Raw genomic sequence first — 12414 nt, 5'->3', positions numbered from 1 at the left:
GGTTGCCTGCCGGTTCCATGTCGCCTACCTTCTGACTTGGCATTCGATGTCCAAGAAGCACGGCGTGGGTGGCAGCAACTCGTCGACCTTCTGCTGCAGAACCTGGCTTAGGACAAGCACCGTGGCCAGCCGCGGGTTCGTCGCGGCGCCACCCTTCGTCGCGGCACCCCGCTCATACTGCTGATACGCGTACAGCGATATGCCCGCCCGTTCCGCTACCGCCTCCTGGGTGAGCCCAAGAGTGTCCCGCCGACGTCTCAGGTTCATCCCCAGCTCCCGCGCGAACTCGGCCCATTCGGGCGTACTCGCGGGGTTGGTGCTCACTCTTCAAGCCTGAGACCAAGAAGAGTTGGTGGTAACCAATAGAAATTGGTAATCTCCGGACGTACCCTGCCTGCCGTCCTAGACAGGCGCACGCCGACCACCCTGCTCGGCGCTCATCCGCACACCTGGGGGATTCCGCCATGACCCGACCCGTACCGACTCGCCGCACCAGACGGATAGGCCGCGCTGCGGCTACCGTCCTCCTTGCCACCGGATTGCTCGTCCTGACCATCGGAGGGACTGCCCAGGCGGCGTCCGCAACACCGTCAGCGGCGGGCCCCTACGACGACACCTACGCCATGATCACGAGCGGCCCCGATCAGACGGTCGACGCCAGCGGTGACGTGACGCTCTCGTTCGGCTACGACCTGCGCCCCGGCGTGGAACCCGAGCGCGACAACACCCCCCTTGAGGCCTACGTCGTCGACGGTGCCGAGAAGTACACCTACTTCACGGGTTCCGACACGACGCAGTTCCTCGACGTCACAGGCCCGGGTGCCTTCACGCAGACCATCACGCTCGCCCCCGGCACCTATACCCGTTACATCCGCAGCTACTACGTACTCAATTGCGACTGCTTCGGCACCAAAGACATCGTCGAGCCCTACACCTTCACCGTGCCCGAGAAGACCGATCCCACCCCCACCCCCACACCGGCGGTGACACCGACGCCCGAGCCCACGCCAACGGCGACGCCCCAACCGACCACCGAGCCGACGACCGAGCCGACGACCACGCCCGATCCGCAGCCGACCGAGACGGCGTCCCCTTCCCCGACCGTGTCGGCTTCCCCCGTCGCCGTCTCGCTCTCGTCGAGCACGGTCGCCCGAGGCAACCAGGTCACGGTGAGCGCAAGCGGCTTCGCGGCTGGTGAGTCTGTCGAGATCTGGCTCCACTCCACGCCGGTGAAGCTGCTGTCGACCGCGGCCGGCGTTGACGGCACGATCTCCAAGACGGTCACCATCCCGTCCGACGCTGCCATCGGCTCTCACAAAATCGAGGTGCGCGGGGCGACCAGCGGCTCTGCCTACGCCTCGCTCACCGTCGCCAAGGGCCTGGCCGTGACGGGCTTCGACCGCACCAGCACAACCGCGGCAGGCATCGGGGCAAGCGTGCTCATCCTCGGCGGCATCGCCTTTGTCCTAGTGGCGCGCCGCCGCGCAGGCGCACACTCCTAGTATGAGCAACCCTGTAGATCGGCCCGTCGTCCGAATGGGGCGGCGGGCCGATCTAGTGCTCCGCACAGCGAAAGCTGGCCTGCTGAATTCGAAAGACCAGACATCGGAATGAGGCTGCTCCTAACGTGGATCGCGCGAGATCAGGTCGACCTTCTATCCATGCGAATGGAATTACCTCTCCACGAGCGAGTAGATTGCTATGCATGGCTACCCGACACATCTCCCACCTCATCGATGATCTTGACGGCAGCATTCTCGAAGAAGGCGAAGGAAAGCAGATCTCCTTCTCCATCGAAGGACGCGCCTACGAGATCGACCTCTCCGACACGAACGCCGACAAGCTCCTCGGCGCATTCGCCCCGTTTGTCGACGCGGCCCGCTCCGTCGGGTCTGCGAGCCGGTCCGCTGCTTCTCGCGGCGCCCGAACCAAGAGCGACCTCAACCTCGGCGCTGTGCGCGAGTGGGCGCGCGCCAACGGACACGCCGTCAGCGACCGCGGCCGCGTGCCGGCGACCGTCATCGACGCGTACAAGGCTGCAAACGCCTGACCCTGCTCTTCTCTTGAGCATGTCCACGTGAACATCAACGCCCCCACGAAACAGTGGGGGCGTTGATGGTTTTCGGTGCCGGTGCGCCAGACCAAGTCTTCACTGCCATCTCCTCGAGCTTCTCGTAGGCCGCTTCTAGGAGGGCTCTGGTGTCTGCATCTTGTGTCTTAGGAAGCCCGGATTGTAAGTCATCGAACATGTCGACTGGAGCATAGAGACAGGGTAAGAAAGAGCAACCGAGCGCACCCCGTAGTCGCCCGGGACTGGCGAATTTCCGGAACGAGAAGGCTTGTCATGACGCACACTGGCAACGCAGATGAATGTCCATCGTGGTGCGCCGGCCACGATGATGGACAAGAACCTTTCCCGCCACGCTGGCATCGCAGCAATGGGGAGATCGTGCCTGTCGTAGAGCGCCGCCGCGTGACGCTCGGCGGCTCGACCCCGGCACCCCTCACCGCGGAGGACTACGTGGTGGCGCTAGAGCGGGACGCCCAAGCCACATACCTCTTCATTGGGCCGCTTGAAGATGGCGCTCGCTTCATCGCAGTCACCACCGACAGCGCCGAGCGTCTGAACGCGGCAATCCGCATTGCCCTCTCATCGGCGCAGGAACATCGACGCCGGGACGCAGCACCGAGTTCGTAGCTCTGATGGCTGAGTCGCATTCTCGATCAAGAGTCGTCGGACGGCCTTGCCACGTCGTCGATGAAGTTTGGCCACTGTTCGTCGTCGTCAGCCGAGGCGTGGTCGGGTTGCACGTTTAACGCCACGATCTGAATCGAACTGGTGGACGAGACGAAGATGCTGAGCCGTTGTCCGCGATCGAGGGTGGCCCTGACAAACCCTCCGCCAGATCTTATCGCCTCGAGAATCTGCGCTTCGAGGTCGTCCATGCCCTTTTCGGGACCGAGGTCATGACGGATGCCATCGACCACCAGGTGTATTCGCTCGATGCTGTTTGACATGCTTCGCACCATAACCTGGTCGAGACAGGCACGCGGAAGTGGACGTCCATATGCGGTGGGTCGTTGCAGAACGTTCGCACTACGACTGCTGGAAAGCGAAGTCGAGACGCCCGCCCTCTTGTTCAAACGCGCCGTAGTTGGCGATGATCTTTTCCCAAGTGCCCGGATCGATACGGCGCTTCAGGCTGCGGGGCGAGGTCGCCACGGGCTCACCGTGGGGAGCGGCGACCAGCGCTCTGGTCGCGAGCTTCTGGAACTCAGGGAGGGTCGGTGGGAGATGGTGGGCTGACTTAATCGAATTCTGGTGTACTCGGCCTGAAAGTTGGAGTCCGAACCAGCCAGGCTTCTTCTGAACGAGCGGCCGCTTCTCTGTCCGCGGCTGTTTCGGCGTAGGAGAACAGCGCGGACGGCCATCGGATTACTTCAGCCGCTTCCGAAGACGACAAGGAGCGCATTTCATTTTGTAGCGCCAACTCGATACGCATGCCCAACTCTCGCGATCTGCGACGCTCTTCTGCTTCGCTATCGAACTCATCTTCAGCCATGCATACATGGTATCGTATTGGGAGTGACACCGCATCAACACGTCAACGATGTAGTGACGGCGCTGACTAAATAAGCCGGAACAAGCAGTCGGCAGGAAGCTAATGATCACATCACCAGCACAGGTAAACATTCTCATTCTGAGCGTCATGCGCCACATGATGGGAGAGTTGTCCGCGAAAGAGGCGGCGGCGATGGCCGGAGTCTCGTCCGGTGTCGTCATGAACCTGAGCAGCGAGTTCGCGGGATATATGCTGCCACGAGCTGTACGCGCCTCCCGGCAGTCACGGGAGAGCTCAACCGATCATGCGGAAGCGAATAGATCGCCGCATCCTTCGTGAAGGCGTAGCGGTCATCACGCGGCTTGACGTAGACTGATAAGTCTATGACACTTTCGCAAAACAAGCAGCTGTGGGTCGACTATGCCCAGGGTTTCGGTTGCAAGCTTCAGCGTGCTCGGACGGAGGCGGGGCTATCGCAGGAGCGTGTGGCCCTCGGCGCGGGCATCTCGACCTTCACTTATCAGAAGCTGGAGAAGGGTGAGTCCAATCCTGGAACTCCCGCCAATCCACGCTTGCAAACGCTTGTATCACTCGCGTTGGTATTGGGGCTCAAGGTTGAAGATTTGCTGCCCCCTCTACCGCTAGAGCTAAGGCGGCAACCTGAAAGCCCAACTTCCTAGGAGCCGAAAGTCAAGCGCGACTTTTGCTAAGAAGTGCAATTAGTGTGCGGCTCAGTCGGCGAGCACTTTCTTCGGTGAGAACGAGGCTGCGGTGAACGTCCTCATCGGGCCCTATCCAGACCCATGTGTCGCCGTTGATCCGTTCTAGTCCGATAATTAAGTCGGTTGACGACGCGGCCCCGAACCCTCCCTCGCCGTCCGGCACCCTCTCGACTACCGGTACAGTATGCGGATCACTTCGGTGGACGAAATTAACATCGTCGGTACCGTCGTCTTGACCATTGCACCATTCTGGACACGTATTCATCCATTGCAAAGAACCAAAAAGCATTTACCCCCCCCCGTAGAATCCGATTGTTTACGTGCAACGCGACAAGCTAGCCGCATCACGCGCTCATTATCGTGCACCGGGACGAGAGATTTCATAAGCGCCGCGGCTGAGACCCGGACTATTATCGGCTTCCGCGCGCATAGCGCACATTGAGTGGAGCCCCATCGCTACTGGTCTGATTTACGAGGTAGTGCCATAAGGACACCTCCCGGCGCTTCCACCACCGTACCCGCACCCGGACCGTTGTGTATCCGCGCGCCTGAAGCGCTCGAGCCAACTCGGGCGTGAGGCGTACTCCACGTTCGGCTGCATGCCATCCTTCGGCTCCCTCATACAGGTCCGTGACTCTAACGGATCCATACGCGCTGTTCGCGGAATAACGCATTGAGCAGCTCCTCTTCGCCGCCGCCGATCGTCGGCCACCCAGCAAGTTTTACCTACCTAGATACCATGTCTACATGGTAGATTCGTCACTGTACACCCTTCCCCACTCAAGTCAAACAAGCCGTATGTACCACCCGCCGGAATCGAGAAACCATACGTCACTCTCGTCAAACTGAGCCAAGTCCATCGCGGCCGCCCAAGCGGCGATGCATTGCTCACGAGTATGCGCATACTCCATTGGCGAACCCTCAATTGTGACCCCGCGCTCCGAATGGACGATCAACCAACGCAAGGCGCTCAGTCCGTGCACAGCGCCCCACGAATTGAGTGCGTCACCTGTCGCGCGGGCCAAAATCTCGTTAATTTCATCGACGATACTCACATGCATCTCCCCGTCTACGGTCGCCGAGGCGCGCAAGAGCCAAATCTTGGCAGAGGTTCGATGCGCGACCATGGCGGGATACGCCTCGGTCATCGCCTGAAAATTTTCTTCTCACACCCAGTCCAGAATCATTCGACGCAGCGTCTTCCATTTTCCATGTATACATGGTAGGCAGTGATGTAGGCAAACAATCGTCTGAAGGATCAGAAAATGGCGCAAGCATCACCTGCGGGCCTCCCCCGCCAGCCGCTCCCTGGGCATGCGGTCGTGTCCATATTTATCCGCGATCATCTGGGTTTTACATACACCCTCGATCACGTCCACTGTCCAAATGGTGTCGCGGCAGCGGCTGTGGAGTACGTCTCGCTGCAAGCTTCACCTGTGCTGCGCGATGGAAAAGACGTTGAAGCCTTGGAATTTCTTACGGGAGTGTAATGAGTTCCGCGTGACCGTTCCGCGCACACACGCGGGCGTGAGTCGGCTCCCTATGCTCGATCTACGACACTGCCCTCCGATTCTTCACCCAAAACGACGACCTCGCGTTCGCTTCCTTCCGGAGAGCGATCATGGTCAGGCAAGGCGGCTTTGGCCTCAACGAGCAGATTCCCGTCAATGTCGTCAACGGACTCGCCCAGGCGTTTCACGACGTCCTTGTCGCGAAGGCCAGCGCTGGGGGATGACGTACCTCGTTAGGCAAGAATGTTCTTCTTGACGAACTACTCCGGCGTGTGGCCAATCCTTGCGCTCATCGCCACCGCGAGCCTGCCAGGCAGTCTGATCGCCGTCCTGTGGGTCGTGATGTGGGCTGTGCTACGCGCTCGATTCGCGAGTTGGAAGTTCGCCGTGGGAGCGGGAATCTCCTCCGTCCTCCTCCTTCTCGCCGGGCTAGCGGTTCTGCTCTTCTGGCCCGTCACACCAGATCCCCACGCGGTGCTCTTCGGCACCGATGCTGGCATTAAAATCTTCGGCGGCTTCGCGCTCATTGCCGGCGGTTGTGGAGGGCTGGTCGTATCTCTTTTGACGTGGGGAATACGCGAACTAGCGCGACACGTTCGCGCAAGAACATGAGAATCGACCTTCAGCACTATTCACAGGATTGTCCTCGGTGTACCACGCCGTGAATGCGAATCCGCAGCCGTCATAAGAAAGGTTACTCAGCAGGTCGGTCGCGTTTTTGCGTTTGCCGTATGCCGTGTCAGCGCACCCACAAAGAATGGAACCGAGCGACCACGGATTGTCCGATCGGACGGTTGAAACGCGACATGTTCTGTCGTTCACTGGGGACAGCGGGTGTTGCAGTTCAGTTCTGGCACCCGCCCATGCCCCCTCATTGCCGGACTGCGGTCTCGAAGAGAACCACCAGAGTTCTCGGCCGCACCCGTCAAGGAGGTGACCCGCCCACATGAGCGAGTCCAACGTCAACACCCCGCCCACCTCGCCCGCGTCCGCCAACGGACTCGGCTACGGCCCGATCAAACCCCTCGCGGTCAGACTCAACGAGTCCACCCGCACCCAGCTGGACATCATTGCCCAGTTGCGCGACCGCAACGTCACTGACGAGGTTCGCCTCGCCATTGACGCGTGGATCGAGCAGGCCAAGGCAGACTCGGCCCTACAGCGCCGTGCACAAGACGTGCGCGACGAAATTGAGCGCGAGGCAGCAGGTAAACGCGACGCCATCACCGCCATCTTCGAGGCCACCCCGGTAGCGAAGACCGCGCGCACGGCCAGGCCCCAGGGCACCTGACGGCTCCACCGCACACGGGCGGCCGGCTCGAGCAACGTCCGCCCGGACACCGCTCGCCGGCCGCCCCGCCTCACCCCTCGTGATGAGTGCTGCTCGTTTGTGCTCTGCGATTCCACGGGAACCGTTCCGGTTCCCGGTCGCACGCACAAAGGAGGAACACCACCATGGTGCACGGCATCATCATCCCGGCTGACAACACTGCACTGCTCGCGGCTGCCACGTTTGAGTCGCTGGAGGAATACCAGCGAGTCGTTGGCGGCTGGATCGAGGCGGTCGACATCCCAGACCTCGGCGTCACGGTGTACATGAACGAAGAGAGACTCTTCCGCGGCTTGCCGTACAACCGTCGCGCCACGTACTTTTGGTGATTTCACGTTCCACAGGCACGCGACGCGCGTCTCGTTGGCGACGTCGCGGCCGTTGGACTGACCGACGACGAGGGCGAGAGCCGGTGGCACGAGGAACTGGCGACTGCAGAAGTCCTGTAACGGAAAGTTCGAGATACGTGCTCGTCGCAAGCTAGAGGCACTTCGGCTGCTTCAGGCAGCGTCCGCGCCTCACCCACGTCCGTTGGTCCTTCGTCGCCGTAGCCGGCTGCTGGACATACGCTGGCCAATAGCGAGCAGCGGGTGTATCTCGCTCGCCCGGCGAGTTGTTCCGTCTCCGCGGGGCAGGGGGCAGGCGCCATCTCCTCTACGAAGGCGCGCCTGTCGAGACCGGGCTGAAGGACTGCGGGTCCATCTCGGTGTTTCGTCACCTGTCTCGGAGCAACGGCCGCCAGCCCGACTGCAAGCTCCGAGGCGATCGGCCGGTTCACCTTGAGCAGCGAAGGCGCGACTCTCCCTCCAGTGCACGCAGCAAGTTTGCCACCACAACCCAGGTAACGTCATTGATGCGAACCTGATTCAAATCGCGAGCAGCAGGAGCACCCCGATGGGAAACGAAAGAAGCACCGATCAGTTTGTCCGCGACATGTTGCGGGAGATTGGGTACCCGCGGCCGTGGGAGCAGAGCTGCTCCGACGCGCCTTCATACATCTATGAGGCACTCGAAGGTGCCTCGAAGTCCGGTGGTTCTGGTCGCGGGAAGCCCGAGTTCGTCGTCGAGTCCGGCGAGTTCATCGTCGTGGTTGAGGACAAGGCTCGGTTCGAAGACTCGCATCTACTCGATGACGAGGGGCGGGTGGCGCTGGATTCGATCTCGCGAGTCAGGTATGCGCTGAACGGTGCCGTCCATTATGCGAGAACATTCGCTGATAAGACCAACAAGAAGGTCTTTGCGGTAGGCGTTGCTGGGACTGAAAGCCATTACGACATGAGGGCCGCCTACGTTGCGCCGAGGCTCGAGCCCAAGGTACTGGGCCGCCTGGAAACACTGACGCCATTTGCTGCGGAGAGCATCGACGAGTACCACCGGGTCGCGGTGCTTGGCGAGCTGCCTCGCGAGGAGCGCGAGGTTCGCGAGATCCGCAAGGTGGCGGTGAACCTCCATGAGGGGATGCGCAATTACGCCTCGCTGGAGAACGAGAACAAGGCGACGCTGGTCTCCGCGATCCTGCTGGCACTCAAGTACCGGCCTGAGCTGCTCGACGACCTCACCGGGGACCAGCGTAATGGGTACCGCGACGGCGAGAAGGTCTATAACGCTGCGAAGGAGTTCCTGGAGAGCCCCGAGGCCGACCTCGGACCAAAGCAGAAGATCGGGATCATGCTCGATCGCTTCGCCTTCATCAGGCGCCATGTGCTGCTGAACCAGCGGAATAGAGACCTCGGCAAGACGCCGCTCCAGCACTTCACGGAGATTCTCGATCACGAGGTCTTTGAAGTCGTTTCGTCGCCCTCGCACTCGGCGTTTGACGTGCTCGGAAACTTCTACGGCGAGTTTGTCAAGTACGGCGGGTCTGACGGGAACTCGTTGGGCATCGTGCTCACGCCACATCACATCACAGACCTTATGGCTGAACTAGTGGACGTGAATAGCGACGATGTGGTGCTTGATCCGACCGCTGGATCCGGGGCCTTTCTCATTGCGGCGATGCGTCGCATGTTCGCGGACGCGATCAAGCGGTACGGCGACAATCCCGCTCGGCTCAATGAACGCCTCGACGAGATTAAGAGGTTCCAACTGCACGGCGTCGAGCTTCAGGACAAGCTCTTCGCAGTCGGGACGACCAACATGATCTTGCGGGGTGACGGCAAGGCGAACTTCCAGCGCCGCAGCTTCTTCGACGCCACGAGGGACGACTTCTTCCCCTACAACCCCGAGCGGCCCGGGCGTCTTGAGGGATTTACGAAGGTGCTCATGAACCCGCCGTACTCGCAGTCGAAGGACAAGACGACGCGGCATCTGTCCGAGCTGTCTTTCATCGAGCGTGCTCTATCCCACCTAGAGGTGCGGGGGCGCCTCGGCGCGATCGTTCCACAGTCAGCCATGGTTGGGAAGACAAGGGAGGATAAGGCACTCAAGGCGAAGATCCTCAAACACCACACGCTTGACGCTGTCCTCACGATGAACCCTGACACCTTTCATGGCGTCGGGACTCACGTCGTGATTGCACTCTTCACCGCGGGCGTCCCACATCCAGCGACGAAGAAAACGGCGTTCGTCGACTTCAAGGATGACGGCTACAAGGTCCGCCAGCACGTCGGGCTGGTCGACGACGGGCGCGCCGCTGACCGGCGCACACACGTGCTCGAAGTCCTCCAAGACGGCGTGCCCGATGACACGTCCTTTGTGGTGCGGTCGGAGGTTGCGGCCACCGACGAGTGGCAGCACAGCTACTTCTATTTCAATGACCAGCCCCCGAGCTACGAGGACTTCTATGCCACGGTCGCGGACTACCTCACCTGGCAAGTCGACATGCACACCCACGGCCGCGGTGACCTGATTGCGCCCGCCGCAGCAGAGGACAAAGCCGAGATTGCCGTCGAGGAGGGCATCAGCGAATGAGTACTTACCACGACCTGACGTTCGCCCCGATGCTCATCACGGAGGTGTTTGATACATATCGCCAGGCTCCGGCCTGGCTGAATACCAATCAGGTGGGGCACGGGGAGCCCGCCTTCCCGCATGTTACGAACTCTGCGTTGGGGAACAGCGTTGCAGGATTCATCCCCCGCCAGGAGAAGCGACCAAATCCCGGCAACGCAATTACGATCGGTATCGACACGCAGGTGGTGGCGTACCAACCGGTAGCGTTCTACGGGGCGACCAAGGTGTACGAGTTGCGGTCGCCGCACCTTGATTCATTCAATGGCTTGGTGCTGACGTCGGCGCTTCGTCGTGCCATTAAGAAGTTCTCGTGGGGCTACAAGGCGAGCGCCGGCCGTCTTGAGAAGACCCACATCATGGTTCCCATCAGGCGCGACGAATCCAATGAGCAAGTTGTTAACTGGGAGGGTATGACTCGGCTCGGGGAAGAGCTGATGGTGCGGGCAATCACCCACTCCCACCGTGCTCGTACGCCTCACCCGGTCAATGCAGACGCAAACCTTCCCGATCTGGCGTTCGAGCCGATGTTCATCACAGATGTGTTCAAGACGATGAAGGCCTCCGCCGCTTGGTATGACAAAACCAAGCTTGGGCGGGGTGAGAATATGTTTCCGTTCGTCTCCCGTACGAAAGCCAGCAACGGCACAGACGGGTTCACCACGCTACAAAAGAAGTTGCCGGAGCTGGGAAACGCGATCACGATCGGGTTGGACACCCAGACCATCGCCTACCAGCCAGTGCCCTTCTACACGAGCCAGAACATTCAAGTGCTTCGCCATCCGAGCCTCGTCGAGGATAACGCCCTTGTATTGGTGTCTTGCCTTCGCGAGCAGATGGGTAAATTCAGCTGGGGTGGAAATGGAGCGACCCTGGGGAGACTCAAAGCGACCCGCATCATGGTTCCGGTGACGACCGCCGAATTCGGCAACCATGTAGTCGATTGGGAGGGAATGACCCTCTACGGCAAGACGTTGCGGGCGCGCGCTGAGCAGCGGATGTCCCCGACTACGATCGCGTTATTGTAAATAGTGCGCCGACCCCCTGGACCTGCCAAGGGCGCCGGACGGAACGTGCAAGAAGCTCAGATCATCGCGGTACGTGCTGGCCGAGAAGGCGAGCCCATCTGTTCCGACTGTGTCGCGGGTCGAGCGCGGGAGCGCGCGGCTCAACCGTGGAGAGCATTAGCAGCCGTCCGACTGGGACGAACCATCTTCGCGATAGTCGCCGGGTTGCGGCGGAGGACCTTGGCGATGTCCTTAATGTAGGCGCTAGAGTCATAGAGTTCTCTCGCCCGCTGCCGTTCGGTGTTCGTGATAGTCCGACGAAGTGTGACGCCGGCTTCGACAAGATGGTTGGTGACGGTCTGGCGATGTATGCCGTGCTTCTCGGCGATGGCGTAGACACTGAGGCCCGCGCGGTAGTCCGTAACGATGTGCTCAAGGAGCTCGGGCGTCATCTGACGGAGAGAGCGCGTTCCGGGTGCATGCGCACGCACCCGTCCCTGCAGAGCGCGACGAATCTCACCGTTTCGCAGTGCCTCGCGGAGCGCCAACAGGGGTCGTGAATTGTTCGCGAACGCTTCCGTTGGGGCCACCACGAATCCCAACTCAGAACCAAATACACCCCCTAGTCGGGGAATTTTTTAGTCTTGGCGTGTCCGATCGCTCTACGGGCGGGTTAGTGTTTCTTGCCGCTGACCCCTGTTTTTATTTGTTCGAGCACTACACCGGGGTTTCGATTAGCACCTGTTTTGAGACACCGCTCACCCCCCTGTGGCGACGTACAGGTGAGCGTGGCAAGTCCATCGACGCCGACACGCAAACGTGAGATAATCAGCGTAAACGAGAGCGTTAGCCGCTTCCGTCTCCACTGATTAATTTACAAAGGAGTAATTATGGCCGAACCACGTGCATTTATCAGTTTTGACTTCGACAACAACGAGCAGTCGCGACGACTTTTTGTCGGCCAGGGCAAGGAAGATTCGCCCACTCCATTTGTGATTCAAGACTGGTCCTCGAAAGCCGCCCTCGAAGAAGATGAATGGGAAGAGAAGATCGCTGCAAAGATTGCAGTGTGCAACATGGTCATTGTTCTGGTCGGGCGCTCTATGGGCAGCGCCTACGGAGTAGCAGCCGAGATCGCTATGGCGAAAGACAAGAACGTTCCAGTCTTCGGCGTGTACGTCGACCATGCGGACACTACGAGCACGCTACCGTCCGGACTTGCCCGCGGCCGCGTCATCGGCTGGAAATGGGACACGATCGCACGCGCGATCGAGCAGATGATGGGCGAAGGAAAAAATGCCTAGTAGACGGCGTGCGCTCGTCATAGGGATA

At 60.5% G+C, this 12414-nt stretch carries 17 protein-coding genes; 10 read left to right on the top strand and 7 right to left on the bottom strand.

The genetic code is table 11. The features are described from left to right. Positions 1–24: 24 nt before the first annotated feature. Positions 25–324 (bottom strand): helix-turn-helix domain-containing protein, encoded by a 300-nt coding sequence (locus tag IFR11_RS15285; RefSeq protein ID WP_197978910.1) that lies wholly within the window; start codon positions 322–324, stop codon positions 25–27. 140 nt (positions 325–464) lie between these two features. On the opposite strand from IFR11_RS15285, the gene IFR11_RS15280 reads away from it, so the two are divergent. The 3 genes from IFR11_RS15280 to IFR11_RS15270 all read left to right on the top strand — a co-directional run bounded on the left by IFR11_RS15280 (position 465) and on the right by IFR11_RS15270 (position 2698). Beyond that, positions 465–1502, top strand: coding sequence for a hypothetical protein (locus IFR11_RS15280; protein WP_191916732.1), 1038 nt, complete (start codon positions 465–467; stop codon positions 1500–1502). Between the two features lie 203 nt (positions 1503–1705). Then, the gene (locus IFR11_RS15275; protein ID WP_191916731.1) at positions 1706–2050 is read left to right on the top strand and encodes a histone-like nucleoid-structuring protein Lsr2; all 345 of its coding nucleotides are present in this window, start codon (positions 1706–1708) and stop codon (positions 2048–2050) included. Between the two features lie 294 nt (positions 2051–2344). Continuing rightward, the gene (locus tag IFR11_RS15270; protein ID WP_191916730.1) at positions 2345–2698 is read left to right on the top strand and encodes a DUF6907 domain-containing protein; all 354 of its coding nucleotides are present in this window, start codon (positions 2345–2347) and stop codon (positions 2696–2698) included. A gap of 26 nt (positions 2699–2724) precedes the next feature. Here the strand turns inward: IFR11_RS15270 and IFR11_RS15265 are convergent, their stop codons facing one another. From IFR11_RS15265 to IFR11_RS15260, 3 genes are all read right to left on the bottom strand, one after another. After that, positions 2725–3018: a hypothetical protein gene (locus IFR11_RS15265; protein ID WP_191916729.1), complete on the bottom strand. Its 294-nt coding sequence runs from the start codon at positions 3016–3018 to the stop codon at positions 2725–2727. 79 nt (positions 3019–3097) lie between these two features. Then, positions 3098–3223: a hypothetical protein gene (locus IFR11_RS16680; RefSeq protein ID WP_274604485.1), complete on the bottom strand. Its 126-nt coding sequence runs from the start codon at positions 3221–3223 to the stop codon at positions 3098–3100. 85 nt (positions 3224–3308) lie between these two features. Then, entirely contained in the window at positions 3309–3563 is a 255-nt protein-coding gene (locus IFR11_RS15260) for a hypothetical protein (protein WP_191916728.1), read from the bottom strand. A gap of 383 nt (positions 3564–3946) precedes the next feature. Between IFR11_RS15260 and IFR11_RS15255 the strand changes: the two genes are divergently transcribed. Next, positions 3947–4243 carry a helix-turn-helix transcriptional regulator gene (locus tag IFR11_RS15255; protein WP_191916727.1) on the top strand — a complete coding sequence of 99 codons (297 nt, stop codon included), beginning with the start codon at positions 3947–3949 and terminating at the stop codon, positions 4241–4243. A 10-nt stretch (positions 4244–4253) separates the two neighbouring features. Here IFR11_RS15255 and IFR11_RS16905 read toward each other — a convergent pair whose 3' ends face one another. Further along, entirely contained in the window at positions 4254–4550 is a 297-nt protein-coding gene (locus IFR11_RS16905; RefSeq protein WP_441005410.1) for a DUF6907 domain-containing protein, read from the bottom strand. Positions 4551–5070: 520 nt separating this feature from the next. After that, positions 5071–5433, bottom strand: a complete 363-nt coding sequence (locus IFR11_RS15250; RefSeq protein ID WP_191916726.1) for a hypothetical protein — start codon at positions 5431–5433, stop codon at positions 5071–5073. A gap of 615 nt (positions 5434–6048) precedes the next feature. Here IFR11_RS15250 and IFR11_RS15245 point away from each other — a divergent pair. The 5 genes from IFR11_RS15245 to IFR11_RS15225 all read left to right on the top strand — a co-directional run bounded on the left by IFR11_RS15245 (position 6049) and on the right by IFR11_RS15225 (position 11103). Then, the gene (locus tag IFR11_RS15245; protein ID WP_191916725.1) at positions 6049–6408 is read left to right on the top strand and encodes a hypothetical protein; all 360 of its coding nucleotides are present in this window, start codon (positions 6049–6051) and stop codon (positions 6406–6408) included. A gap of 334 nt (positions 6409–6742) precedes the next feature. Then, entirely contained in the window at positions 6743–7087 is a 345-nt protein-coding gene (locus IFR11_RS15240; protein ID WP_191916724.1) for a hypothetical protein, read from the top strand. A 164-nt stretch (positions 7088–7251) separates the two neighbouring features. Continuing rightward, on the top strand, positions 7252–7455 hold the full coding sequence (locus IFR11_RS15235; protein ID WP_191916723.1) for a DUF3846 domain-containing protein: 204 nt from the start codon (positions 7252–7254) through the stop codon (positions 7453–7455). A gap of 565 nt (positions 7456–8020) precedes the next feature. Further along, positions 8021–10036 (top strand): HsdM family class I SAM-dependent methyltransferase, encoded by a 2016-nt coding sequence (locus IFR11_RS15230; protein ID WP_191916722.1) that lies wholly within the window; start codon positions 8021–8023, stop codon positions 10034–10036. After that, a complete protein-coding gene (locus IFR11_RS15225; protein ID WP_191916721.1) occupies positions 10033–11103 on the top strand; it encodes a restriction endonuclease subunit S in 1071 nt (356 codons plus the stop codon). The genes IFR11_RS15230 and IFR11_RS15225 overlap by 4 nt, the downstream gene beginning before the upstream one ends. A gap of 140 nt (positions 11104–11243) precedes the next feature. Here the strand turns inward: IFR11_RS15225 and IFR11_RS15220 are convergent, their stop codons facing one another. Continuing rightward, positions 11244–11534, bottom strand: coding sequence for a hypothetical protein (locus IFR11_RS15220; RefSeq protein WP_191916720.1), 291 nt, complete (start codon positions 11532–11534; stop codon positions 11244–11246). Between the two features lie 438 nt (positions 11535–11972). Between IFR11_RS15220 and IFR11_RS15215 the strand changes: the two genes are divergently transcribed. Then, entirely contained in the window at positions 11973–12386 is a 414-nt protein-coding gene (locus IFR11_RS15215; protein ID WP_191916719.1) for a TIR domain-containing protein, read from the top strand. The last annotated feature ends 28 nt before the right edge of the window (positions 12387–12414 follow it).

The sequence above is a fragment of the Microbacterium sp. CFBP 8801 genome (assembly GCF_014839455.1).
In the GTDB taxonomy this organism is placed as follows: Bacteria; Actinomycetota; Actinomycetes; order Actinomycetales; family Microbacteriaceae; genus Microbacterium.
The sequence above is the reverse complement of the archived record's forward strand: the minus strand, read 5'-3'. Positions and strand labels throughout refer to the sequence as shown.